The sequence below is a fragment of the Sutterella megalosphaeroides genome (assembly GCF_003609995.1).
Classification (GTDB): Bacteria; Pseudomonadota; Gammaproteobacteria; order Burkholderiales; family Burkholderiaceae_F; genus Sutterella; species Sutterella megalosphaeroides.
The window spans coordinates 1,398,176-1,423,563 of the sequence record NZ_AP018786.1 but is presented as its reverse complement, the minus strand read 5'-3'; the positions used below and the strand labels follow the sequence as shown (position 1 = coordinate 1,423,563).

Sequence of the window (25,388 nt, the reverse complement as noted above, 5' to 3'; positions counted from 1 at the left end):
GCAACTCGGACGCCTCGCCGCATGCGACGCATTGACGCACCGCGTTCTTCACGTGTCTTAACCACGTGTTGGGTCGGAAGGGAAGCCTTCCGGCCCTTTTTTCGTCTGTTCCCGTCCGTTTTTCCCTCTTTCCCCGCCGATTTCTCCGGCCGGATTCGTCGTCGCTATTCCGAAAACGCATATCGGTTGTGTTTTCTACCGCTATTTACGGACTCGAGCTTTTCGTGCTCAAAAGTTGACGGAAATGCTTCTCGTTCCGGAGCCCCGACCGTGGACGGAACCCGAATGGTTTCCGTGTCTACTCCTTTCGTATGATGGATCCAAGGACCGTCGCGCCGCGAATCGCTCAGCGGGCGGCGTGCGATCCCCGAGAATATGGAGGTTTCCAAGATGAGTACGAACCTTTCTCGCCGATCCTTCTTGACGGGAGTCGGCGCCGCGGCGGGTGCGGGCTTTGCCGAATCGCTCTTCGTGCCGTCGGTTTCGGCTGCGGAATCGACCGAGCCCGAATGGACGGGCTACAGCATCTGCGACTCGTGCAACCACATGCCGATGTGCGGCGTCAAATACGACGTGCGCGGCAACACCGTGATCCGGATTCACAATTGGGGCGAGCACCCGAACCACTTCCTCTGCTCGAAGGGGCTCTCTACGCTTCAACGCCTCTACAACCCGAATCGACTGCTCTACCCCATGAAGCGCACGAACCCGAAGGGCTCGAAAGACCCGGGTTGGGTGCGTATCGGTTGGGACGAAGCGATCCGCACGATCGCGGAAAACCTCACCCGCATCAAGGAAAAGGACGGCGCCGACAAGGTGCTCTTCTACTGCGGCGACCCGAAGGAGCCGCGCCCTCCCGTCATGCGTCTCGCACGCTACTTCGGTTCGCCCAACTACGCGTGCGAAAGCTCCGCGGCCTGCAACCTCGCCTACGTGCACGCGCTGGAGCTCACGTGGGGTTGGGAAATCGCAGGAGGCCCGAGCCCGAAGACGAAGTGCCTCATGATCGTCGGCAAGAACGGCGCCTGGGCGTCGCCCCACGGGTTCTTCAAGGGATTGCTCGCACAGAAGGCCCGCGGAATGAAGCTGATCGTCGTCGATCCGCGCCGCACGAAGGTCGCCGAACAGGCGGACATTCATCTGCAGTTGCGTCCGGGCACGGACGGGGCGCTTGCCTGGGGCATGATTCGCGTCCTCGTCAAAGAGGGGCTTGTCAACAAACCCTTTGTTGACAAGTGGTGCTCGGGCTACGAAGAGGTCGTCAAATACAGCGAAACCTTCACGCCCGAATACGTCGAAAAGGAAACGGGCGTCAAAGCGGAGCTCGTCGTTGAAGCCGCGCGCATGTTCGCCGACGGCCCCTCCGGGATGATGCTCCCCGGTCAGTCGATCCCGCACCAGCACAACGGCTGCAACAACGTGCGCGCGATGTCGCTACTGATGGCGCTCACGGGCTGGGTCGACGTTCCGGGCGCTTCGAGCTTTGAAAATTGGCCCGAAGACTACCTCCGTTGGGACGAAGGCTACACGCGCAGCTTCATCGACCAGAAATGGTTCAATCAGCCTGAAAACAAGAAGATCCGCATCGACCGCGAGTTTGCGCCCGTTTGGAACGAAATGCAGGTCTTGTGCAGCCCGAACATGCTTCCCGAAATGGTGAAGGCCGGGCGCATCAAGGCCTTCTGCGGCTGGGGCGCGAACCTCCTCATCTGGCCCTCGCCCGCCGAATACCAGGAAGCGGTCCGGAACCTCGAATTCTCCTTTGCGACCGACTACTTCTACCGCGACGAGACGCACCACGACATGGACCTCGTGCTCCCCGCCGCCATGAACTTCGAGCGCTACGCGCCCTTCGGCGTTCACGGCCGTGCGGTGTCGGTCCGCACCCCGGTGAAGCCCCTCGGCGAAGCGTGGGAAGACTGGAAGATCGCGCTCACGATCGGCTCGGTCCTCTGCGGCGAAGAGCTCTTCTTCGGCGGCGACCCCGTGAAGGCGTGCGACTCGATCCTGAAGGGCTGGGGCACGAACTACGCGGAGCGGCAAAAGATGCTTCCCGCCGTCAAGGTCTGCGAATGGTTCCCGCCGCAAGATACGGAAAAGTACGCGAAGGGAACGCTCCGCTACGACGGCAAGCCCGGTTTCCGCACGCCCACGGGCAAGATCGAACTCGTCTCGACCGTGCAGGCGAAGCACGGCTTCCCGGGGTTGCCCGAGTACGTCCCCGCGCCGCAGCCCGACGCGAAGTGGCCGCTGAAGCTCGTGAACGGCACGCGCCGCGCCTACATCACGCATTCGAAGACCCGTTCGGACCAGCCGTATCTCCTTGAAATCGAGCCCGAGTCGACGGTCAACATCCATCCGAAGGATGCCGAACGTCGCGGCATTCGCGAAGGAGACCGCATCTGGATCACGTCGCCCTACTACGAGGGGAAGGTCCGCGCCGTGGCGCGCGTCACGATTCTCGCGCGCGAAGGCATCGTCGACGCACAGTACGGGTGGAGGGGTGACCAGGAAACGCAGGTCCTCATTCCGCGCAAGAACTGGGACCCGATTTCGGGCTATCCCGCCTTCAACGATGTCTGCGTTGAAATCACGAAGGCCTGACGGGAGGGAATCATGAGCAAATTCGGCATCATCGTCGACATCGACAAGTGTGTGGGCTGCCACGCCTGCGCGATCGCCTGCAAAGAGGAAAATCAGGTCGCGCCCGGGATCTTTTACGAGCGCGTGCACCGGAGCGAAAACGTCGCCGCGAACGTCGTCAACTACTTCCGCGTTTCCTGCATGCACTGCGACAATCCCGCGTGCATGAAGGTTTGCCCCGCGAAAGCGATTTCCAAGGGCCCCGCAGGCGAAGTTCTCGTCGACGCGAAAAAGTGCATCGGCTGCAAGATGTGCCTCTCGGCCTGCCCCTACGGCGCGCCGCAATTCAACACCGAAGGCCGCACGAGCTACTTCGGCGACAAGGTGCCGCTCGCGGAGCGCCCGCTTGAAGCCTGGCAGCACCACCCGGCAGGCAAAGCCGAGCACTGCACGCTCTGCACGCATCGGACGTCAAAGGGCGGTATCCCCGCCTGCGTCGAAGTGTGCGGGATCGGCGCCCTCACCTTCGTCGACTACGAGAACCCGACCGAGGCCGCAAAGGCCCTGATCGCGAAGGCTCGCCCCATGAACGCCGCCGCGGGAACCGAACCTAAGATCCGCTACATCGCCAAGCACATGGAAGTCGAGACGTTCGAACCCAAGGTCTGATGCATCGGCCGCGAACGGTCTGGAAGGAAAACCCCGCTCGTGCGGGGTTTTCTTGTTCTTACTCTGTTGATCGGAGCTTTCTCGAAACACTGTCCGTTGAGCTCCCGGCCTCAAGAACCTTTCAAAGCCTCACAAAGCGCACTCACGGCGCCCTACGCTTGCGGCCCTCAGCGTTCGTCCTGCAGCCGATCAAGCGTCTTGAGGAACCCCTCCGCCACCGTGCGGTAGATCCGCGCATCGGGGCGCTTCGCGAGCTGTGCCGCGACAGCGGGCACCCATTTCGCGGGGTGATTCGCCGCGAAGGCGCGCGCCGCACCCCAGGCGCCCTTTTCGATCGAGACCGCGAGGAACGCGGCCGTCATGCCGAGGTGGTCGTCGGGAATGCCCGAGTCGGGCGGGACCGCAAGGCCCGCTGCCGCATAGGCACGACGGCACTCGAACTGCGCTTCCTGACAGACGAGCCGCAGGGGACTCGTCCAGGCGCTCTCGCAGAGGGACACGGTCTCCGGAGCCACGCCCAAAAAGAGCCGCGCGTATTCCTTTTGAAGTTCCGCGGAACTCAGCGGAAACGGAGGCTTCAGTCCGAGCACGTCGACGAGGCGCTCGAGTCCCTCGACCGCTCCTTCGGTTTCGGGCTTGAGCCAAAGCACCGCGAACGTGTTGAAAAGCTCGACGAAAGGCGTCGGAGCACCGGATCGGTCGGGAGCCGTCGGCTCGGACTGCGCGCTGGTCATAGTGTTATCCTCTTGTTTTCCGTTTTTCCCGCGGCTTCGGACCTGCGAATTCGCGGACCGGGAGAGCTCTCGTTCGAGCATCCTCTCAGGGGTCGCCGCGCTCGGGTGCAGCAACCCGACTCTCCTTACTCATCCTACTCCTCACAAGCCCTGCGGCGCTTTGGGAATGTCCCGAGCCGCCTCGGGATATTCCCGTATACCGACCGAACAATCATGCCTTCTTCTGCCTCTATTCCCGAACTTGATCCGGAACGCGCCCCCAAATGCGACCCCGTTTTCGACGGTCTCCCCTTCCGGCTCTCCGAAGGAAAACAGCTTCTTTTTGTGAGCGGGATCGACACGGACGCGGGGAAAAGCGTGGCGACGGGCTTTTACGCCCGCGAGCGGCTGCGCTCGGGCGTGCGCGTAACGACGCAAAAGTTCATTCAGACGGGTGCGGTCGGCGGGTCGATTGACGTGCGGCTCCACCGTCGCATCATGGGGATTGACGAAACCCCCGAGGATCGAGCGGGAACGACCGCTCCCGTCGTCCTGCCGCTTCCCGCCTCCCCGCACCTGGCGGCGGAAGTTGCGGGCGTTGCGATCGACTTCGGGCGCATTGCGGAGGCGTCCCGCGAACTCCTTCAAACGTACGACGAAGTGCTTTTGGAAGGCGCGGGCGGCCTCATGGTTCCGCTTACCCGTCGGCACCTTACGATCGACTGGCTTCAAAAAAGCGGCCTTCCGCTGCTCTTTGTCACGAATACGAAGCTCGGGAGCATCAACCACACGCTCTTGGCGCTCGAAGCCGTGGAGCGTCGCGGCATACCGCTCGAAGCGCTTCTCATCAACGCCTGGCCGGGCGACGTCGAACCGATCGCAAGCGACAACGAGCGTTTCATCACCGACTACGTGCGGGAGCACTTCCCCGAAGCACGGATCCTCACCGTACCGAAGTTCGAGCCCGAAGCGCTTGCGGACTGAGGCGGCTTGAACCGAAGGACTCCCTATCGGTCGAGTCGAGTCGAGCCGACCCGCACCGATCAAGAAAAGCCCTGCGGGCGCAAACCTCGCGGGGCTTTTCGTATTCGGCGTCTCGATCCTTCGGCACCTCGGAGGACGGAAGGATCCGCAGAGAGGCGCTCAAAGGCGCAGGAAGGCCGCTCAGCAGCCTTTCTTCAATGCCGCAATCAACGTGTCGATCGCCTCTTCCGTCGTCGCCCAGGAGGTGACGAAGCGGCAGAGCGCGCGACCGTTCTCGTCGCGGTTCCAGACTGCAAAGGAGAAGTCCTTCGAGAGGGTCTTTTCTTCTTCGGCGGAGAGGTAGACGAAGATCTGGTTGGTCGGAGTGTCGATAAAGAGCGTGTGACCGGTTTCGACAAGGGCCTGCTTCAACTTCTGCGCAAGACGCACCCCGTGACCGCACACGCGCTCGTAGGTGCCGTTTTCCATGAGGGTCGCGAACTGAAGCCCCAGGAGACGGCCCTTCGCGAGCACCGCCCCGTTTTGCTTCATCGTCGTGAAGAACCGCGGCAGGCGCTTCGGATCGCGAATCACAACCGCTTCGCCGAAGAGCGCGCCGCACTTCGTGCCGCCGATGTAGAAGACGTCCGTAAGGGCGGCAATGTCGGCGAGCGTCACGTCGGTGCCTTCGGCCGCGAGGCCATAGCCCAAACGCGCACCGTCGAGGAAAAGCGGCAGCCCGTATTCGTCGCACGCTTCGCGGATCGATTCGAGTTCGGCCTTTGTGTAGAGTGTTCCGTGTTCGGTCGGGTGGGAGATGTAGACGAGGCCAGGTTCGACGGCATGCTCGCGGCTGTCGTCCGCAAGGTAAGCGCGCATGCACGCGCGCACGGATTCGCCCGAAATCTTCCCGTCCTTCTGCGGCACGACGAGCACCTTGTGGCCCTTCGACTCGACGGCACCCGCTTCGTGGCCGGTGACGTGGCCCGAGGCGGGCGAGATCACGCCCTGGTATTCGGCGAGCATGGCGTGGATCACGATCGAATTCGTCTGGGTGCCGCCCACGAAGAAGTGCACGGCCGCATCCGGAGCGCCGCAGGCTTCGCGAATGAGGCGGCGGGCTTCTTCGCAGTAGTCGTCCTTGCCGTAACCCGGCGTCGACTCGAGATTGGTGGCGGTGAGACGTTCGATGATTTCGGGAATGGCACCTTCCTGGTAGTCGCACGCGAATCGAAGCATGGGAGTGTTCCTTCTTGACGTTGTTTGGGATTTTCGAGAGATGGGCGGGCGCACGAACGCGGTATCGCTACAGGGAAAGTCGGGGGAGCTTGCCCGCACGGTTCGCGTGCCGCAAAAAATCGATTCTACGCTTCGCGCGGCGCGACACGCCTCGCGAAAGCGAACAAAAATGCGGTACGGACGCCGATAAAAAACCGCCCCGGTCTTTCGACCGGAGCGGCTTCTTCCCCTTCATTTCCTCCTTGTCCTTGTTTTCCATCGCTCTCCGTCCTCAAGGGACCGGTCGATTGCGGCCGGTTGCGCTCGATTGCGTCCGGAGGAGACGAGGCGACAACCGAGCGAACCGAGCGAAAAGTTGATCAATCAGAAGAGGATCGGCTCGAAGTACCCCGCAAAGAGGACCGATGCGCGCAGCGCCAACGCCCCGAGGATCCCGCAGAGGCCGCCCACGAGCGCCATCGTGTGGTTCTTTACGAGCGAGAGCAGGAGCGGAACCACGATCCCGAGACCGACCGCACCCGCCCAGAAGAGGGTCGAGGCATCGCCCGAAACGAGGCTCTGGGCCCCCGCCATCGCGCCCGGCGTCCCCTGGAAGGCGACGTGCACGAAAGCGAAGAGCACGAACGCTTCGCCGAGGTGCACGATCGTCGCGGCCGTCGGCACCCACGTGCGTTCACCCCCTTCAAGGCTGCGCGTGGCGGTCATGACTTCAACCGTGCCGAGGGCGCAGGCAAGGCCCGAGAAGATCCAGAGGATCGGCAAAGCGCCCGTCGTCCAGAGGGGAACACCCACGGCCTGCGTGAGAAGGAACCCGGAATAAGCGGTCGCCGCCACCCCGAGGACCGCGTCGAAGAGGAACATCCCCTTCGTTTCGGCCGCGGACGTCGTCGCCCCCGCCTTTTCGGCGCTCCACATCACCCAAGCCTGCACGACCGTGACGATGCAAAGGACCGCCAGGATGCAGATCCCGATGAACATCCAGCTCGTGAAGTTGAACTTCCATTCAAGGAGCGCATTGAGCGCCGCCATCGGAAGGTTCAGCATGCGCGCCAAGTGCGAGACCACCAGAAGCGTCCCCGCGAGCGCCGCCACCGTCGAGAGGTAGTGGAGCCGGCGCGACTTCAGCCAGTAGTTCACCGTCAAGCTCATCCCCGAGAGGCCCACGAACCAGAGGAAGAAGGCGATCGTCCACCCCCAGTGGCTTGTTGCGACCTGCCGGGTCAATTCCATGTATTCGTATGTCATTTGCTCACCACCACGAAGAAGTTGGGCTTCGTACCCTTTTCGGGGAGAAGCTTTTCAGACTTGACCGCGCGAAGTTTCCGCGAGATCGGGCTCTCGGGATCCGAAACGTCGCCGAACATGCGGGCGTGCACCGGGCACGCGGCAACGCACGCGGGGTCTTTGCCGGCCTTGACGAGTTCCAGGCACCCTTCACCCATACACTTCATCGGAAGCCCGGTGTCGGGGTGCGACCAGCGTACGTCGTACGGGCACGATGCGACGCAATAGTTGCAGCCGACGCAGCGCGAGGGGTCCGTCTTCACGAGCCCCGTTTCGGGGTCGTGATAATTGGCCCCAAAGGGGCACGTCGAAATGCAGGGCGCGTCCTCGCACTGCTGGCACTGCACGAGGATCTGCACGGGGCGCCGTGCGCGCTCGACCGTGATCTTGCGAATGTTCGACGGGAGCCAATTCCAGCCGGCCACTTCGCCGTTAAGCATCTCGGGGTAATTCGTCTGCGTGCAGGCGAGGATGCAGGCCGAGCACCCGACGCACTGCGTGGCGTCGAAGAGATGCGCGAGCTTTTTCTGTGTTTTTTCCGTCATTGTCGAATCTCCTTCGAGTCGCTCAGGCTTTCACGGGCGTGACGCGCACGGACACGTTGTTGGCCATGTTGCCGCACGAGACCTGGTTGTACCCCGTGGCGAACCACTGCGTGTTGATGCCTTCGCGCGCCCACTCGTATTCGGGTAGGAGAACTTTGGTGCGTACGCCGCCCGAGAAGCCGTGCGAGAAGAGGACGCCCGGCATCACGCGGTTCGTCACGGTCACCTTCGTGCGACCCTTGACGCCGTTGTCGATCCCTTCGACCTCGACCGTGTCGCCCGTTTCGATCCCGAGCCGTTCGGCGTCAACGGGATTCATCCAGAGCGTGCGGTCGCCCAAGAACTTCGTCGGCCACGTAAAGATGCAGGTACCCGCGTTCGTCGCGCCGTCCTTCCCGGAAGCGATGATGAATTCGTTCGAGCGCGGTTTCGGCTGCGTGTAAGCCTTCGTCGTGTAGTGTTCGGGCAAGGGCTGAATGCCCTTGGCGGACGGAACCGTCAGCGCATAGAAGGAAATGAGTTCGGCCTTCCCGGTAGGCGTCGTAAAGGGGCGCTTGTAGGGGATTTGGTCGTAGACCTTCGCGGCCGTTTGCGACCAGCCTTCGCTTTCGACTTCCGCCGCAATGCGGTCGCCTTCGCCGGGTTTGGCGGCGTTTTTCGCCGCGATGAAGCCCGCCCAGGCGCGGTCCATGATGCCCTTGTCCCACCAGGCCTTCCAACCGGCGCGGTCCTTGATTTCTTCCGTGTACCCCACGCGCGCCGCCTTTTCGGGGTCGATCCGGCGCAGGATTTCGAGGAACTGCCAGATGTCGTGGCGCGCTTCGCACCCTTCGGGCGGATCGATTTCCGCGTCCGACTTCTGCACGTTCCCGTTCAGAGCGTAGTTGACGCCGAGGTACTCGTGGTTTTCGAGGAAGAACGTGGACGGCAACACGTAGTCCGCCCAGTCGTTCGACTCGACGGGCATGAGGTCCTGCGAGACGATGAGATCAAGCGACTTGAAGGCTTCGATCAACCGAGCCGAATTCGCTTCGCGGTGGAACATGTCGCAGCCCGTCATGAAGAGGGCCTTGATGGGATACGGGTCGCCTTTGAGCATCGCGGGGAAGGCAGACGAGAGCGTGCCGATACCCTCCGGGAAGTACTGCTTGTCGAGAGGCTTTTCACCCGTGTAGTCCCAGGTGACGCCCGTCGGGCCCGTGCGCTTCTTGCCCGCCGCTTTGATGCCGGGGCCGCCGAAGCCTCCGCCCACGGTGAAGACGAGGCCGCCCTTGTGGTCCATGCGACCCGTGAAGAAGTTGATGATGTTCATCATCGCGTAGCATTCGACGTCGTTCGCATTGCGCGACGAATACCACCCGTCGTCGCAGACGCCCTTCTTCATGAAGAAGTCGCGCGCCGTGCGTTCGATCGTCGCCGCGGGAATCCCCGTGATGGCCGAGGTCGCTTCGGGCGTGTATTTGTCGTTCGTGCGACAAAAGAGCACGTACACGGTCTGAGCATGAACGTCGCCCTTCAGGGTCGTGACAGTGCCTTCCCAATTGAGGTCGAGCTTGCGTGTCGGGTCTTCGTCAAAGCCCGTGGGCGCGCCCTTCTCGTTCAGAATCGGGCCCTGAAGCACCTTTTCGCCCGTCGTCGCGTCGACGACGAGGAATTTGCGCTTCGACCCGCCTTCGACGAGGTCTGCTTCCGTGATCGGCATCATGTCGTCGCGCACGAGGTAGGCGGCGTTCGTCCAGCGTTCGATCCAGTTGAGGTCGACCAAGCCTTCGCGGCGCCCCACCAAAATAAGGCTGTGCAGGAACGCGGCGTCCGTGCCCGGCTTGATCGGGATCCATTCGCTCCCCGCAAAGCCCGGTTCCGGCATGCGCGGATCGACGAAGACGATCCGACCGCCCCGTTCGCGACTCGCGGCCATCGTCGACTGTACGCCGATCGCGCACGAGACCGTACGGCCGACCAACATCAGGTAGTCGGCGTTGGCGTAGTCGGGTTCGACGAGACCGAGCCCGGAGAAGCTCGGACCGAAGATCATGCGACGCCCGAGGGTCGAGGCGCTGTTGCAGGTCGCCGAATGGTTGATGACGTTGCCCGTGCCGAAGGGCGCGGCGAACCAGTTCTGGTAGCCCGTGAAGTTGTGGCTCGTCAGGCACACGGCCTTCTCGCCGTACTCGGTGGCAATGGCCTTCACCTTGGCGGCGATTTCATCGAGCGCCTGATCCCAGGAAATTTCTTCGAACTTCCCTTCACCGCGTTCGCCCACGCGCTTCAGGGGCTTCTTGATGCGCATCGGGTGGTTCCAGAGCCACATCGTCTGCGCGCCGCGACCGCAGTAGCCGCGCTGCGGATGGTCGGGGTTGGGCATGATGCGCACCGTCGACTGCGAAACGGGCACGCCCTTTTTCTTCATGGCGATCAACCCGCAGCGCGCGCCGCACATGCAGCAGGCCAAGGGCTTCGCTTCCCAGCCTTCCGCCTGAAGGCGCTCGATTTCGGCCCGCACGGGCGTCATCGAGAAGCCGAGCGCTCCCGCACCCGCAGCGGCCGCTGCGCCTCCGATGAGCGTACGACGCGAGATGGTCGGCGCGCTCGACGGAACAATCGTTGTTTTTTCGTGTTCGGACATGAGTCTCCTCCTCATCGAATCGCCGCCCGTTGCATGTCCGTTGAGTCCGACCGGTGTCGGCGGGGGGTCCGCAACGCGCGACTTCGAGGTTCCTTTGACGGCTGCGGTCGAACCCATCGAGAAAAAACAGCATCGACCGTACCATAATTCGAAGCCTATCGAACCCGACCCGCCTATTGAAATGGGGTTTTCCGCACGTACCGCACCTGCGCTATTACCTTTAAGAATATCGGTGGTATCCCCGTCTTTCAGGGAGAAAACGGAGAACCAACCTTAAGGACGCCTATCTACGTCCGTTTATCCGCGGAATTGAATCGCCGTACAAAAAGCGGTTTGAAGAACCCCCGAAGGAACCTCGGGTTTGGTCCTACTCCCATGCCCGAGAGGATTCGAAGACATTTTTGAACTTTTCTCTATCCGCCGATAGAGAGACCCTTTCAATACACGCCTTAAATCCCTACGCGCAGTAAGGAAAAGAGAAAAAACTCGGGGGCGGACGGGAGATGTGGGAGCTGTTTTCAGCCGTGAAAGCCTGAGGGATATGTCCTACCACCCGACCGGGCGGGTGGTAGATTCCGCTTTTTTGCTCCTTCCCAGGGGCGCCGGGAGAGATCTCGGAGCGTTTCGACGGACGGAACCCGTGAAGAAAAGCCGCCCGGGCGGCCGGGCGGCCTTCCGCCCGCAACGTCGACCTTCAACGTGCGGGCTCTTCGAATGCTCGGACCGACGGGTTATCAACCGTCGTCGGTTCGCCTATTCGGATCTTCGTCAGCGATTGACGATCGTCACGTCGACGAGGCCTTGATCGTTGTACTCGCATCGACCGAGCATCGGAAGCGTGTTCCCGAGACCGTTCTTCGCCTCAAACTTCACCTGCACGATGAACGCACGACCGGTGAACATGTCCGTTTTTCCCAAGAAATCTTCGTCGTACGTGCTCGGAAATTGGAGGCGTGCCTTGATTTGCTTTTCACAGTGAATCCAATAGTCGACTGCGTCCGTCTTGAGAATTTTCTCGCGAACCGACTGCGCAGGCGCGGGATTCGGGTTTTTCAGGTCCGCTTCGGAAACGTAGAAGCGTTCTTCGTTTACACAATCGATGTAAAACACCGCATTCTTCTTGGTACTGCGGCTCGTAGAATAGCCCGCCGTACTCACGAAGTCGCAGGTGTTGCTTTCCGCCGCGCGCAACGCCGCCTCGGGGAGCATCGCATTCACGGCCTCCATGCGCTTGGCGCCGAGCGAGGCATAGAGCTTCGGGAAGCCTTTCTTGCTCATTTTTTGGCTTTCCATGTCGGGAAGCTTGTCCATCGGATCGACGGGGAGCGGACCGTAGCCCTTCACCCCCTTTGCAAGGCTCTTGACGTCGCCCATATCATGGAGCTCAAGGTCGGGAAGAGCGATCTCTTCGGGCTTCTTCTTGAGTTTTTTCGCGACCGCCCGGGTGAGCGCCGCTTCGTCAACCTTCAGGGTTTTCTTGTTCAGGTGGTCGATTTTCAGATTGTTCCAGAGTTCGTACACGGCTTTTTCGTCCGCAGTCGTCGTGCGGTCGGCCGCCGCCACGCCGGACCACGTCCACTTGTCCGAGCCGCCGAGCCCGCGGCCGTCCTCGGCATACGAGCAATGCGCAAGTTCGTAGAACGAATGACTTGCTCGACGATCCACGAGCTTGAGCACCGCGGCATCCGTTTTGTTTTCCGCAAGCAGATACCGACTTGCGGCCATGCACGTCGCGGCCAGACTCGCTCGATCAATGCTCGATTCGGATTCCGAAAGGGCGATCGTCGCTTCAACGACCGATCGGCCGTGCTCGTTTTTAAACTGCTTCTCGAAAAGGACCGTGTACGGCAAGAGGTTCGCTTCAGGAGGCGCGGGAACGTTATTCCCTGAAACTTGTGCCTTCGGGTTTTCCATAGCGGCGCCATCCGTTTCTTCCCTTTCCGACAGCATGCCGATAACCATCAAAGCAATGACGGTATAAAACAGAATCTTCAGTATTTTCATGTTTATCTGGATAATTTTCTGCGTTCACAATGGATCGCAGAGTCTGCCATTCGACCGGGTCATACGAGACAACCCGAATCGATCCGTGCCGAAAAGGGAAAAAGCGGCGAGGACGAATCATATCGCATGACTCGAATTCGAACGGGGGCTCGATTTTTTGAGGTCTTTTAAAACGAACGGGCGCAGGTCTCGGAGAAATCGGCTTCGCCTCGGGGGCGCGAACAATCCCGTCGTCGCCCGCGTCCCGGCAGCGCCCGACCGACGTCGGCTTCGGGGGTTGACCTTCGATGTTGTGTACAATGTGCCCGCACCCTGCGGCATAACGCCGCATCGACTCCGTCTCGCTCAAACCCGCCCGCACGTCGGGCCGCGGCCAGGACGCCCGACGGAAGCTCACTCCACGTTCGTATTACGCCACTCAGCAGAAAGGATCCCATCGTGTCCGCTCTCATTCTCGGTCATAAGAACCCCGACTCCGACAGCATCATTTCCGCCATCGTCTGCGCTGACCTCTACACGAAGCGCGGCCTCGACGTCACGCCCGCCGCTCAGGGCGAGCCCGCTCCCGAAACGCAGTTCATTCTCGATCGCTTCGGCCTCAAGGCTCCCGAAGTCGTGACGAGCGTTGCCGGTCGCGACGTCTACCTCGTCGACTACTCCGACAAGGCCCAGGCCCCCGCGGACATCGATCAGGCGAACCTCAAGGGCATCGTCGACCACCACAAGCTCGGCGACCTCACCTCGACCGCTCCGATCGAATGCGTGATCTGGACGGTGGGCTGCACGAACACGTTGCTCAAGCGCATGTACGACTACATGGGCTTTGAAATCCCCGCCAACCTCGCGGGCGCCATGCTCTGCGCGATCCTCTCCGACACGGTGATCTTCAAGTCCCCGACCTGCACCGACCTCGACCGTCAGGCCGCGAAGGAACTCGCCGAAATCGCCGGCATCGACGACATCGAAGCCCTCGGCATGGAACTCTTCACGGCGAAGTCCTGCGTCGCCGGCGCCGAACCGCGCTCCCTCATCTTCCGCGACTTCAAGGACTTCAACATGTCGGGCTCGAAGGTCGGCGTCGGCCAGCTCGAACTCGTCGACCTCAAGCTCGTCGACGACATGATGCCCGCCCTCGAAGCCGAACTCGCCCGCGTGAAGTCCGAAGAAGGCCGCCACTCCGCTCTTCTCCTTCTCACGGACATCATGAAGGAAGGCTCGCTCCTTCTCATGGTTTCGGACGATCCCGCCCGCGTCGCGAAGGCCTTCGGCAAGGAACTCGGCGCCGAACACCTGTGGCTTGACGGCGTCATGAGCCGCAAGAAGCAGGTCGTGCCCGCTCTCGAAGCCGCCTTCAAGGCCTGATCGATCGGTCCGACCGCCCGGGCGGCATCGCGCAGCGCTTGTGACCGAGCGCTTCGAGCCGCCCTGAGGCCCCGAAAAAAGCAAAAGCTCCCGACGGATTCCGTCCGCGGGAGCTTTTTCTTGCGTCGAATTTCCGTTGCCTCGGAACCGGTTGTCCGAACCCGTCTTCGAGCCCTTCTCTGACGGCATTCGGAAAAACGATAATAAAAAAGAGCGCCCGATCGGGCGCCCTTATTCGGCTCCGGCCGAAATCGGCTCGGATCCGCTCGCGGGTTTTCAAGCCGCGCGTTACGACTTCGCCGCCTCGCGCTTCAGGAGGTCGCGGATTTCGCGCAGGAGCTCGAGCTCTTCGGCGCTCGCCTTCGACGCGGCGGCTTCCTTCGCGAGGGCTTCTTCGCGGGCCTTCGCTTCGGCGGCGGCACGGGCCTCTTCTTCGGCCTTCTTCGCGGCGTCGTCGGCTACGGTCTTGTCGCTTTCGAGCTTGCTCAGGACGCGCTTGGCTTCCGCCTCGATGCGGCCGCGCGCACCCGTCACGATCTTCACGAGCCAGAAGACGACAAAGGCCAGAAGCAAGAACTGCACGACCGCCGTCAGGAAGGCGCCGTAACCGAACACCGTGGCGCCCGCCTTGGTGAGCGCTTCGTAGGTGCGCGGACCGTCGTAGCCCGGAACTTCCTTCAGCACGAAGAAGAGATTCGTGAAGTCCGGACGACCGACGAGCACGCCGAGGATCGGGTTGACGATGTCCTTGACGAGGCTGTTCACGATGTTCGTGAACGACGCCCCGATGATCACGGCGACCGCGAGATCGAGCACGTTGCCGCGGGAGATGAATTTTTCAAATTCGGAAAGAAAGTTGCGCATGGGAAGTAGTCCTCGGGAATGCCGAAATTGCCGAAAAAACCGGAGATGCCGCTTTCCCGACGGGCGCGATCTCTTTTTCTTCGGTTCGAGACGTGAGCCGCGCGGAAAAGCATCGGACAAAAAATGTCCGAAAAATTACAAAGGCCAGAATCCTACACGAAAATCGCCCGCTCGGGTGAAAAAAAAGCGCGAGCGGCATTTCCGGCAGAATTCCCCTCCTCCCTACTCCCGCAGGCGAGGATCGGAGGTGCGGAGGATCAAAGATCGGGCTTGCGGTTCGGGACGTCCTTCTCGATGCGGGCGGGAAGAAGCGGCCGAAAGCGCGCAACGAGCGCCTCCTTCTCCTCGGCGCTCGCGCGGTAGGATTCGCGGATTTTTCGAATGGACCGCCGTGCCGTGAGGGGATCGATCTTTTCGGACCGCACGAGCCCTTCGAGAAAGTCCGCCGCCCCCGCGGAGTCGACGACGGAGAGCACCTGATGGGCCCAGGCCCAGCCCATCGAGCCGTAATAGGTCGTGCGGGCGACGGCAAGGGGTCGCGGGTCCGCCATGAGTTCGCGTACCCGATCGAGCCAGTCCGCGTGCGCGTAGTGTGCGAGCACCAGTACGAGCCCGACCCGCGTCGGCCAGAGCGCGCGCTCGGGAGCTTCGGGCGCCTCGCCCGCACGGCGGCAAAGGGATGCCACGAAGTCGAACGCCTCCTCGCGGCGCGCCCTCACCTCGTGAAACCCGGTAGCGAAGGTGTCGCAAATCGCCCAATTGGTGACCGCGGGCAGAAACCGTTGCGCAAGTTCCAGCTTCGCGGCAAAGTCCCGTGTCGGAAGGCCGCAGACGACAAGGCCCGCAACAAGCGCCGCCTCGTGCATGACGGGTCGCCCCGGGCGGAGCGCCTCCTCCAGAAAAGCGTCCCCGCTGCCCGATCGCAGGATGTCTTTCGCCGCGCTTCGCACGACCCCCATCGGAACGCCCAGGCGGTTGTCGACGCCGGGAAGCTGCGCGCCGACGGTGGCGAAATAACTCGGGTGAGCGGCGGCCTTGAGGCGGAGCGTGAGTGCGTCGAGAAGATCCATGTAGATTCCGGAAAAGTTGCGGGTTGAACGTGAAGGTTTCCTCTCTCTATTTGTAGCACGAGCCTCGAAACGGTGCGAAGTAAACGACGCACCGATCGGGCGGCGAGGGCCGGGTAGGACAAAATAAAATCGAAAAACGTTTAAAATCAACACATTGCAGCCACCGACCGCCATCATGTCGCCCTCGATTTCTTCTTCCGCTCCCGTCTCTTCGTCCGCCGTCGGATCCGCAGCCGGTTCGACGACGGGTGATACGGCTCCCGCCTCCCTCTCCTCGCGCCTCGGCGCTCACGCCCTCGCCTTTCTCGTCGCCGTCCTCTTCGGCCTCACGTTCATCTCCACGAAGTGGCTCTACGGCTTCGGCATGGGTCCCTTTGCGGTACTCATGTGGCGAAGTCTTCTCGCCTACGGGTTCCTCCTTCTCATCGCTCCGAAAAACCTCTGGAGCGGGAACCTTCGCGACGAACTTCGAATCTCCGCTCTCGGGATCGTCTCCGTGACGCTCTACCTCGGTCTTCAAAATCTCGCCATCGCCCGGGCTCCCGCATCGAGCGTGAGCGTCGTCGCTTCGACCGCCCCCCTCATGACGGCGCTTCTCGCCCTCGTGTGGCTGCGGGCCTTCCGCATGCACTGGAAGTCGGGCTTGGGGCTCTGCTCCGCCGCAACCGGCCTTTGCCTCGTGCTCTTCGATTCCGCGGCCATGCAGGATCTGCCGCTTACGGGCTACTGGCTCGCGCTCGGCTCCGCGCTCGGTTGGGGGCTCTACTCGATGATCCTGCGCACGGTCGCCGACCGCCCGATTCTCTTCGTCGCGCGCAAGGCGACGGGTTACGGGATGATGGCGTTGCTGCCCTTTTTCCTTCTCGAAGAGCCGACCGAAGTCTCGGTCCTTCTTGAGCCCGTCGTGATCGCAAACCTCCTTTTCCTTGCGGTCGGTGCGACGGCTCTTTCCTTCATGCTCTGGCACAAGGCCGTGCGCGTTCTCGGCACGCAGGGCGCGTCGCCCTGGCTTTACGCGAGTCCGCTTGTGACCGTGACGGTCGGGCTCGCCTTTTTCAACGAGTCGATGTCGTTCGTCGGCCTCATGGGCGCCGCCATGATCCTCTGCGGCGTCTACATCGCGCAGACGGGCCTCTCCAAAATCGCCTTCGAAATCTCACGGCGCGCTTGATTCGCCGCCGAACGAACGCAAAACGCACCCCGGTCGGAGCGCCCGATCGGGGTGTTTTTTGTCTCCGGAGTTTTCCGCGTCGTCGCGAGTCAAGCGTTTGTACCGATTCGCCGAACACGCCGTTTGACTATGGTGATCGATGTCAGCCGACCATTCCGAGCCGGCATCGGAGGAACATCCATGCAAACCAAACGTCTCGTCTGCGCTTTCTCGTCCGCCCTGGCGGCGCTCGCCACGGGCGTCGTCTTCGCGCAGGAACCCGCTCAAAAGGCACCCTCGACATTCAAGCCCGGCACCTACACGGCGACGGTCAACGGGCACAATGCGCCGCTTACCGTGACCGTCACGCTCACGAAGGACCGGATCGAAAGCATCGACACCTCGAAGAACCTCGAAACGATCGGGGTCGGTCGGGTGGCGTTGCAGCTTATGACCGACAAGATCCTCAACTACCAGTCGCTCGGCGTCGATGCAATCACGGGCGCCACGGTATCGAGCTCGGCCCTCTACGCGGGCGTGAAGCAATGTCTCGAAGAAGCCGGAGCCGACATGGCGGCCATGACGAAGAAGGTTGAGCAGCACCCGGCGGTTGAAGCCGTCAAAAACGCCGACGTAGTCGTCGTGGGCGGGGGCGGTGCGGGCCTTGCCGCTGCCATTGCCGCCCGTCAGGCGGGCGCACAGAAGGTGATCGTCCTTGAAAAGCTCGGCTTCCTCGGGGGCTCCACCAACGTGAGCGAAGGCGCGCTCAACGCCGTCGACCCCGCACGCCAGTCGAAGCAAGGAATTGAGGACAGCATCGAGAAATTCCGCACGCAGACGCTCAAAGGCGGTCACGACAAGGGGGATCCTGCGCTCGTTGCGTACATGACGGAAAACGCTCTTGGATCCGTCGAATGGCTTGAAAGCCTCGGCGTGAAATTCAAGGACGAAATCGGGACGGCCACGGGCGCGCTCTGGCAACGGAGCCACTACACGGCTACCCCCTCCGGCAACACCTACATCCGCAGTTTCGAAGAAGTCATCGCCAAGTCGGGCGGCGCCATCGAAGTGATGACGGATACGTCCGCGACGGACTTGATCGAGGCCGAAGGCCGCATTGCGGGCGTCAAAGCGAAGCACTTCGGCCAGAACCTCACGCTCAACGCCAAGGACGGCGTCGTGATTGCGACGGGCGGGTTCGGAGCGAACGTCAAACTCCGTCAGGAAGTCAATACGGGCGTTTGGAAGTCCGTGAAACTCGACAACTCAATCGGCTGCACGAACCTCCAGAAAGCGGCCCAAGGCGATGGTCTGAAGCTTGCTAAGAAGTACGGCGCGGCGTTGATCGGTCTCGACGACATTCAGCTCCATCCCTGCGGAACGCCGGGCACGGGCTTGATGGAAAACATCCGCACCTCGGGTCGCAATCGCATCTTCGTCAACAACACGGGCGACCGCTTTGTGAATGAAGGCGCCGCACGCGACGTGCTCGCGGGCGCGATCTTCAAGCAGCCCGAGAGCACCTACTGGGTGATCGTCAACAAGGTGCGTTATCCGTCGCGCGACTGGGTTGACGCGAACGGCGCCACGATTCGCGACATGGTCGCGCTCGGCGCGGTGGTCGAAGCCCCGACGCTCGACGAACTCGCCGAGAAGACCGGCATGGACCCCGCGAAGCTCAAGGCGAGCGTTGAGGGCTACAACGCGGTTGTTGAAAAGAAAGCGAAGGATCCCTTCGGGTTCGTCGCCGACAACAAGGCCGACACGACCTTGACCGAAGGTCCCTGGTACGCCTGCAAGAAGGTTCCGACGGTGCACCACACCATGGGCGGTATCAAGATCAACACGAACGCTCAGGTGGTCGGCACCGACGGAAAGGTCATTCCGGGCCTCTATGCCGCGGGTGAAGTCACGGGCGGGATCCACGGATCGAACCGCTTGGGCGGCAACGCCATTGCGGACGTGATGACCTTCGGCCGTACTGCGGGCACGAACGTCGTCAAGCTGAAGTAACCGGCCGAACCATGCCCGCGCCGGCAGTGCGCCGGTCCTAAACGATGCCCCCGAACGCTTGCACGCTCGGGGGCTTTCTTTTTCCGAGGTTTACGGAAAAGTCGCGCCGTCAAGCGCGCTTACGACGCGGCGAGCGGGCCGCCCTCGTGCGCGGCTGAGGACTCGACCGATGCCGGCACCTCGGGAAGCAGAATCTCGTCGTTCTTCGAGTGGAGGTAGTCGTTCACGATGTGCTCGGCGGGCGGCTCGTACCAGGTGCCGTCGGGGAGCCGCACGGACGTTTCCTTCAGGCGCGAGGTCGTGGCACCGCACGTCCAAAGCTTGTAGTTGCGCATCTGATAGCAGAGGCAGGTCTTCCCTTCGATCGACGGGGCCTTATCGTCGGGATTCGCCTCGACCGCTTCGCGGTAGCTCTTCAAGTACGAGCAGTCGCCGCGCTCCAAGAGGTAGCCGTAGGCCTCGCACTGAGGCTTCACGTTCGAGCCGATGGCGGGCGACTGCTGCAACATGCGCATGGGGTAGCCCGTGGGGGAAATGCCGTTCACGACGACGTCGGCCGCCTCCGCGTTGAAGTAGCGCTGCTTCACGTCGTGGGGGAGCCCCGACTCTTTTGCGACCGTAAAGCGGGTCGCAACCTGTACGCCCGCGCACCCCCGCTGAAGGAGCCGCACGCCGTCCGTCCCCGTAAAGACGCCGCCCCCGGCGATGACGGGAATGGAAAGCTTCTGCGCCTTGAGAAAATCGAGCACCTCGTCGACGATCGTCCCGAGGTTCGATTCCGCCCAGCTCGTGAGGCCGAACCCCAAATGACCGCCCGCCAAGGGCCCCTCCACCACCACGAAGTCGGGAAGACGCCCGGTCTTGGCGGTTCGGCGAAGGAAAATATTCAACGCACGGGCGCTCGAAACCACGATCCCGAGCTTCGCGTCGTGAAAGCGCGGGTGGTCCGCCATCATGGCAAAGGACGACGTGTGAAGGCCCGCCGAGAGGCTGATCCCGTCGATCCCGCCGTCAAGCGCCGCCGTGAGGCGTGCCTTCAAGGTCGAGAGCGCGTCGTTCATGCAGAGCTTTTCCATCACGTTGATGAAAACAAGCCCCTCGCCCTTTTTCGCGCTCATCACGTCTTCGACGTAGCGGCGCGTCGCGGACGCCACCGCTTGGATGTCGAACGTCATGCCGAGCTTGGAGCCCAAGCCCGCGAAGGCCTTCGAGGCTTTCGCCTTTGCGGCGGTAAATCCCGTGTGGAAGAGTCGGTCCGCAACTTCGGGGAGCATCGCATCCGACACGTGCCCGATGCCGCCCAAGCGCGCCACCTCGAGCGCGAGATCCTTCGTGGAAATATTGACGCCCATGCCTCCTAGGACCAGGGGCTTCAGTTCGGTCGAGCCCAAGGTGAGGCGGAAATCGTTCATGGTGAGCGTGTTCGTCATGGAATTCTCCTCTGGGGGACGGCAAAAAAATCGGGGTCGGGGCGCGTCTTCCGAAAAACAGGAAATCACGGAAGGTTTGAGACCGGACCGCACGGCCGTCGCCACTCGTAACGGGCGAAGTGTCGCAAGCGCCGCCCGTGGGATTTCTTCACAAAGATTCGGGTTTCCACCTAGAATTGAGCCCCGACCGTCGTCCCGAGCACGAACCGTCCCGCGATTTCATCGCGAACGGACGACCGCAAGAGATCCCCCGCCCTCATCCGTTCGGACGATCGGACGCAGGGTATCGACCTACGGCGAACAACCGACCTCACACGAGGCCTGCGCCGGGAAAATCGGCGGACGACGCGGAAAAGCCGCCCGAAGTGCGCCTCCCACCGACGCATCACACAGGCGCCGTAACGGCGTAAGTCGGCATTAAGACCCCGGGCGTAGCGTTCGGGGTCCGTCGGCTTGAAAGCTCACGGACGGCCCGCTCAGGCGTGCGGGGAACTTCCGCGAAGGCGGGCGGCCCGAGCTTCCCGCGAAGCGCGTGCGGACGTTTTGGGAGAACCGACACAACTTCCTTGTATCGTTGAAATTTCACACTGCCCGATCGGGCGTTATTTTCCGAATTCGGGGAGTTGTCGCTCGCGCGACGTCGGAGTTGTCGGAAGAGTCCGCCGCCCGCACGCGACGGCCGAGCGTCCGCAGGGCATTCGAAGGGAAAAAGGCACGCAAAAACAATTTTGTTGTTTTTCGGGTTTTTCGACCCCGGCACGAGAAGAGCCGAACGGAAGACGGATTCCTCGGAAGAGGGGAGGGTTCCGGTCGAAAAGTGCCCGACCGATTTTTCAAAGTCGGGGACGAACGCACTCGAAACGCGATGCGGGCCTTCGCCCGAAAGGGACGCGTGCCCGATCGAATGCCGCGAACGGCACGCACGGCGGAGGGCGACGCGCGCCGCGGAATCGGAAGGCCGCCCCTCAACGAAACGAGGCGTCCGAGCGAAAAAGCGGCCGACGAAACGGTACGAGGTCGGAGAAGAGCGTGAAAATCGCGTTTTTCGAGGGAAAGCCCGAACACATAACATCCAGGATTCGGTGGTTTGAAGCGTACAACATCGCTTAAACTGCATGTAAAGCTTTTGAGTAGCAGCTCTCGAACGGCGGTTTTTCACCCCGAAACCCCCGAAAATCGGGATTTCGGGGTTTCAACCGTCCGCAAGCGGCTCAAAAGCCTCTACATGCATAAAAATGTACGTTGTCACCTTCAACATCTAGGATTGTGTGTGTTATGAGACCCTCCTTGGCCGTTGAAGAGTCCGTTCGGACCCTCGGATACAACATCCGCGTCGCCCGTTTGCGGCGGCGCCTCCCCCAGTCGCTCGTAGCGGAACGAGCCGGAATTTCGCTTCAGACCCTCATCAAAGTCGAAGCGGGCGAATGCGGCGTTGCGATTGGAAACATTGCTGCCGTCCTTCAGGCGTTGGGGCTCGGTGACGCGATCGGAACGCTTGCCGCCTCCTCCGCCGACGAAGCGGGTTTGCTTCTCGAAGAGCGTCGACTGCCGCAGCGCGTTCGCGGAAAAAAGAAAACGGTCGACGCGTTCTGAGCGCGCCTCACAGGACCGGAGTAGCAAAAATGTTGTTTCCCTACCGACGCACGTACGACGTGCGCATCGACGCCCTCCCCGACGCCCCTCGTGCGGGCACGCTCGTCTTTCCGCTCGCACCCGATTCGAGGAAGCGCGAGGATCGAGATTCGAAATCGGACAAAAGAATCCCTTCCCGATCGGGAAATGAAGTCCAAAGCCTTCCGGAAGCTCCGATCGAGAACCCGAAAGATTTCCCGGGCGAGCCGCGCGTCGACTTGAGGGATTTTTACCCCCGCGAGATGCGTCGTCCCGAACTCTTCGACGACCGGCCGATCTTCATCTACGACCCGGAATGGCTGAAGGAGGGCTTTCCCCTCGGGGCGGATCTGCCGCTTGCGGGCGGCACTTTGCGTCCCGTCGAGGGCGAATCGACCTTCGGCTTTTTGAAGGACCGCGCGGTCGACCCGGGGCGGATCGATCTGCCTCGCGAAGCCCTTCGGGCGGGGCTTGAACTCAATCTCCCCGCGGACGCGGGCAACATCGAGACGCTCGCCGTTTTACTGCCCCACGCGCGGCACCACGCGGGCGGCATTCTCCTCACGGACCCCGATACGGGGCACCCGCAGGGGATGCGGGCCGTGATTCCGCCTGCCGTCACGCAATTGGACGCCCTCCTCTACGCGCACCACGCCTACGAGCGCGGCCGTGCGGCGCCCGAAGACTTGGAGCGACTTCTGGCGGCGGCCTCGATCCCGGGGAGCCGTGCGCAGTACCTCACGGAGAAGGATCGTCGAAGCGCTTTCGTACTGTTCGAGTCGCGCGGCGACGACTGGAACCGTCCGCTCTGGAGCGAATTGGGCCTGAGGCTCGCCCGCCAATGCGGGATTGCGACGGTCGACTCCGTCTTGTCCGAGTCGCTCGGCTCCGCGGTACTCATTACGGAACGGCCCGATCGGCTCAAACCCAAGACGTCTTCACAAACGAAGGTTTCGATCAAATCGACCGACTCGGAGAAAAAGCGGAAAACGTTCGAGGTCGACGGCTCGCCCTCAATCGACGCCCCCCTTTTGACGCTCTCCGCGTCGACCCTGATTCAGAACGGTCGCCGCACGATGAGCTACCTCGCAATGGCAGACATTCTCAATGCCGACGGGGCGGCCCCTTCGAAGGATCTGCCCGTTCTCTGGCAGCGGATGGTCTTTTCGCTTTTGACGGGCGGCACGGACCGGCCCGAACGGTGGCTCTTCGTACGCGAAGAGTTCGGGTGGCGCCCCGCTCCCGCCCACGACCTCTCGCCCGCCCCCGACTTTACCGATCGTCCGATCACGGCGGACGGCGTTCGGCGGTTGCGCGACGCGGACGACGCCGTGGCGGTTGCGGACTACTTCCAACTGTCACTGCGCGACGCCAAAACGCGTTTGGCCGATATGCGGCGCGTCGTCTCGGGGTGGAAGCGCGAAGCGCACGATCTCGGCATCTCCTCGCGCGAGACCGCGCGCATGGCGCCGCTTTTCGACGTGTGATTTTCGACGTGTGAGTTTGCGAGGTTCGCAAGACTCGCAAGACCGGAATCGAAAAAAACTCGCCCGGGTTTCCGGGCGAGCTCCTCGCTTGTTGATGTTGCGCACGGCTTCGCTTTGCGCGGCGTCTCGTCACTTCGATTCGTCGTCTGTTTCGGGCGTCTCGGATTTCGCGTCTTTCGCTTCCTTCGTTTCTTTCAAGTCGGAAGCCTTCGCGGCGTCCTGTGCTCCGGAAGCGAATTCGGGCACGATCGGGCGCTTTTTTGGGATCTGCACGATCTTGTTGTTCGCGACGCGAATGCCCGAGCGGAGGTACCCGCGTTTGTTCCCGCGCTTCACGGCTTCGGGACGCTCTTCGGGGTCTTCGAGACCGCGCTCGAAGTCGACGTGCCAGACCTGGTCTTCGCGCCCCTTGACGGCCGCAACGTGGGTGAGCTCTTCAATCGAGAAGGAAGCACCCTCGCCGCCCAACCCCATGTGGCAGCCGAACGCGTTGAGAACGTCCAGGACCATGCCGATCCGGATCGTCTCGCGACCGTTTTCGAGTTCGTTGTACCAGCGGCGGCTCACGCCCAGAAGTTCCGCCGTTTCGTCCTGCGTGAAGCCCGCGCGCAGGCGCAGCACGCGAATGAGCGCCCCGACCTCGCGGGCGGAGGAAACCGCAGTCCAGCGGGCGCGCTTGATGATGCGGGGGCGCCGCCCGGCCGATGCGATGCGCGGTCCGCGATACGCGGCCGCCGTCGAGCGCGTCGGATGTTCGTCCTCCGTCGGGCTCGGAGAGCTCTGCGTAGGAAGCCCGTCGGGCGTCCCATCTTTTTCGTCGGTCATCGTTGTCGGCCTTCTGCTGTGTCGGGGGCCCGAGGGCCCGTCGACGGGTTGTCACCATCCTTCTCACATTAGGGAAGCTACGAAAGCATTCTAAACTACCCGAAGGGACGGGTCGGGGGTCGGGCTTCGGTGACGCTGCAGCAAACTCTTTTCAAGTCTCAACGCGTCGAGCCGCCCCAAGCCGCATCGACAAAGGGTCTCCCATTGGAAATCCCTCCCGAACGACCTCAAAAAATCAGTTCCATGTCGTACCATCGGGCGCCGCCGTGGACGGACTCGGAAAGGCCGACCTTCCGGAAGCCCGTCGCACCGTAAAAGTCGATCAGGTGCTCTTTGCAGGTGAGGATCACGCCTTCGCGGCCCTGCCCGCGCGCGTACTCGACGAACGCACGAAGGAGCATCGTGCCGCAGCCGCGACGGCGGTATTCGGGAATCACCGCCAGACCGAAAACGCTCTGGAAGCGGCCCTTCGGGTTGTGCTTCGTCGCGTCTTCGTAGAGATCGTCCGTGATCGTGCGCTGATCGGTCACCATCCCGTCGATGAGACCGACCGGGCGCCCCGCGTCTTCGAGAATCAGAAAGTGGTCGGAAAAGACCGCGAGGCGCTTTTCAAAGCTCTCGCGCGTTGCCTTTTCGGCTTCGGGAAAGCTCTGCGCTTCGATGTCGGTCAGGATGTCGAGGTCGGCGGGCGTAACGGATCGGATACGGAACATAGGGGGTTCTCTCTTGGGAAAAGTCGGATTTGTATTTGTTTTCGCGACGGTGCGGCGAGGTACGGACAAGAATCGAGCCCGGTTCGGCCGACGTCCGGCAGGACGCTCAAAAAGGCGACCGAATCGCTCGATCCCCCGAAAACGCCCGTTTTTGCGGGTATTTGCGGGGCGCTCTCCGACCGCCCGGCACCGTGCGGTATGCAAGAATTACTCATCATACTCGCAGTTTTCGAACCG

At 62.2% G+C, this 25,388-nt stretch carries 19 protein-coding genes; 8 read left to right on the top strand and 11 right to left on the bottom strand.

The window, feature by feature from the left end:
• Window positions 1-390: 390 nt before the first annotated feature.
• The gene (locus tag S6FBBBH3_RS06035; protein WP_120177840.1) at window positions 391-2,604 is read left to right on the top strand and encodes a molybdopterin-containing oxidoreductase family protein; all 2,214 of its coding nucleotides are present in this window, start codon (window positions 391-393) and stop codon (window positions 2,602-2,604) included.
• Between the two features lie 12 nt (window positions 2,605-2,616).
• Window positions 2,617-3,252, top strand: a complete 636-nt coding sequence (locus tag S6FBBBH3_RS06030; RefSeq protein ID WP_120176892.1) for a 4Fe-4S dicluster domain-containing protein — start codon at window positions 2,617-2,619, stop codon at window positions 3,250-3,252.
• 167 nt (window positions 3,253-3,419) lie between these two features.
• Here the strand turns inward: S6FBBBH3_RS06030 and S6FBBBH3_RS06025 are convergent, their stop codons facing one another.
• Complete coding sequence (locus S6FBBBH3_RS06025) at window positions 3,420-3,986, bottom strand: TorD/DmsD family molecular chaperone (RefSeq protein WP_170143842.1); 567 nt, start codon at window positions 3,984-3,986, stop codon at window positions 3,420-3,422.
• Window positions 3,987-4,199: 213 nt separating this feature from the next.
• Here S6FBBBH3_RS06025 and bioD point away from each other — a divergent pair, with 213 nt between their 5' ends.
• A complete protein-coding gene (bioD, locus tag S6FBBBH3_RS06020) occupies window positions 4,200-4,949 on the top strand; it encodes a dethiobiotin synthase (protein WP_120176890.1) in 750 nt (249 codons plus the stop codon).
• A 180-nt stretch (window positions 4,950-5,129) separates the two neighbouring features.
• Here bioD and S6FBBBH3_RS06015 read toward each other — a convergent pair whose 3' ends face one another.
• The 5 genes from S6FBBBH3_RS06015 to S6FBBBH3_RS05990 form a co-directional block, all read right to left on the bottom strand.
• Window positions 5,130-6,167, bottom strand: a complete 1,038-nt coding sequence (locus S6FBBBH3_RS06015) for a threonine aldolase family protein (RefSeq protein WP_120176889.1) — start codon at window positions 6,165-6,167, stop codon at window positions 5,130-5,132.
• Between the two features lie 363 nt (window positions 6,168-6,530).
• The gene (gene nrfD, locus S6FBBBH3_RS06005; RefSeq protein ID WP_120176887.1) at window positions 6,531-7,412 is read right to left on the bottom strand and encodes an NrfD/PsrC family molybdoenzyme membrane anchor subunit; all 882 of its coding nucleotides are present in this window, start codon (window positions 7,410-7,412) and stop codon (window positions 6,531-6,533) included.
• The gene (locus tag S6FBBBH3_RS06000) at window positions 7,409-7,996 is read right to left on the bottom strand and encodes a 4Fe-4S dicluster domain-containing protein (protein WP_120176886.1); all 588 of its coding nucleotides are present in this window, start codon (window positions 7,994-7,996) and stop codon (window positions 7,409-7,411) included. Before S6FBBBH3_RS06000 ends, nrfD begins: the two co-directional genes overlap by 4 nt.
• A gap of 22 nt (window positions 7,997-8,018) precedes the next feature.
• On the bottom strand, window positions 8,019-10,622 hold the full coding sequence (locus tag S6FBBBH3_RS05995; RefSeq protein ID WP_120176885.1) for a molybdopterin-containing oxidoreductase family protein: 2,604 nt from the start codon (window positions 10,620-10,622) through the stop codon (window positions 8,019-8,021).
• A 768-nt stretch (window positions 10,623-11,390) separates the two neighbouring features.
• Window positions 11,391-12,536 carry a DUF4875 domain-containing protein gene (locus S6FBBBH3_RS05990; RefSeq protein WP_170143841.1) on the bottom strand — a complete coding sequence of 382 codons (1,146 nt, stop codon included), beginning with the start codon at window positions 12,534-12,536 and terminating at the stop codon, window positions 11,391-11,393.
• Between the two features lie 528 nt (window positions 12,537-13,064).
• Between S6FBBBH3_RS05990 and S6FBBBH3_RS05985 the strand changes: the two genes are divergently transcribed.
• Window positions 13,065-13,988 (top strand): manganese-dependent inorganic pyrophosphatase, encoded by a 924-nt coding sequence (locus tag S6FBBBH3_RS05985; protein WP_120176883.1) that lies wholly within the window; start codon window positions 13,065-13,067, stop codon window positions 13,986-13,988.
• Window positions 13,989-14,276: 288 nt separating this feature from the next.
• Here the strand turns inward: S6FBBBH3_RS05985 and mscL are convergent, their stop codons facing one another.
• Together mscL and S6FBBBH3_RS05975 are read right to left on the bottom strand one after the other, a co-directional pair.
• A complete protein-coding gene (gene mscL / locus S6FBBBH3_RS05980; RefSeq protein WP_120176882.1) occupies window positions 14,277-14,852 on the bottom strand; it encodes a large conductance mechanosensitive channel protein MscL in 576 nt (191 codons plus the stop codon).
• A gap of 257 nt (window positions 14,853-15,109) precedes the next feature.
• Complete coding sequence (locus S6FBBBH3_RS05975) at window positions 15,110-15,922, bottom strand: DNA alkylation repair protein (RefSeq protein WP_170143840.1); 813 nt, start codon at window positions 15,920-15,922, stop codon at window positions 15,110-15,112.
• 175 nt (window positions 15,923-16,097) lie between these two features.
• Between S6FBBBH3_RS05975 and S6FBBBH3_RS05970 the strand changes: the two genes are divergently transcribed.
• Both S6FBBBH3_RS05970 and S6FBBBH3_RS05965 read left to right on the top strand, forming a co-directional pair.
• A complete protein-coding gene (locus S6FBBBH3_RS05970) occupies window positions 16,098-17,093 on the top strand; it encodes a DMT family transporter (RefSeq protein WP_120176880.1) in 996 nt (331 codons plus the stop codon).
• A gap of 180 nt (window positions 17,094-17,273) precedes the next feature.
• Window positions 17,274-19,085: a flavocytochrome c gene (locus S6FBBBH3_RS05965; protein WP_179950552.1), complete on the top strand. Its 1,812-nt coding sequence runs from the start codon at window positions 17,274-17,276 to the stop codon at window positions 19,083-19,085.
• 119 nt (window positions 19,086-19,204) lie between these two features.
• Here S6FBBBH3_RS05965 and S6FBBBH3_RS05960 read toward each other — a convergent pair whose 3' ends face one another.
• Complete coding sequence (locus S6FBBBH3_RS05960) at window positions 19,205-20,515, bottom strand: nitronate monooxygenase (RefSeq protein WP_120176878.1); 1,311 nt, start codon at window positions 20,513-20,515, stop codon at window positions 19,205-19,207.
• Between the two features lie 1,275 nt (window positions 20,516-21,790).
• Here S6FBBBH3_RS05960 and S6FBBBH3_RS05955 point away from each other — a divergent pair.
• Window positions 21,791-22,108, top strand: coding sequence for a helix-turn-helix domain-containing protein (locus S6FBBBH3_RS05955; RefSeq protein ID WP_120176877.1), 318 nt, complete (start codon window positions 21,791-21,793; stop codon window positions 22,106-22,108).
• A gap of 29 nt (window positions 22,109-22,137) precedes the next feature.
• Window positions 22,138-23,613, top strand: a complete 1,476-nt coding sequence (locus S6FBBBH3_RS05950; protein ID WP_120176876.1) for a HipA domain-containing protein — start codon at window positions 22,138-22,140, stop codon at window positions 23,611-23,613.
• 129 nt (window positions 23,614-23,742) lie between these two features.
• Here S6FBBBH3_RS05950 and S6FBBBH3_RS05945 read toward each other — a convergent pair whose 3' ends face one another.
• Both S6FBBBH3_RS05945 and S6FBBBH3_RS05940 read right to left on the bottom strand, forming a co-directional pair.
• Complete coding sequence (locus S6FBBBH3_RS05945) at window positions 23,743-24,438, bottom strand: helix-turn-helix domain-containing protein (RefSeq protein WP_120176875.1); 696 nt, start codon at window positions 24,436-24,438, stop codon at window positions 23,743-23,745.
• A gap of 227 nt (window positions 24,439-24,665) precedes the next feature.
• The gene (locus S6FBBBH3_RS05940) at window positions 24,666-25,151 is read right to left on the bottom strand and encodes a GNAT family N-acetyltransferase (RefSeq protein ID WP_120176874.1); all 486 of its coding nucleotides are present in this window, start codon (window positions 25,149-25,151) and stop codon (window positions 24,666-24,668) included.
• Window positions 25,152-25,388: the final 237 nt, after the last annotated feature.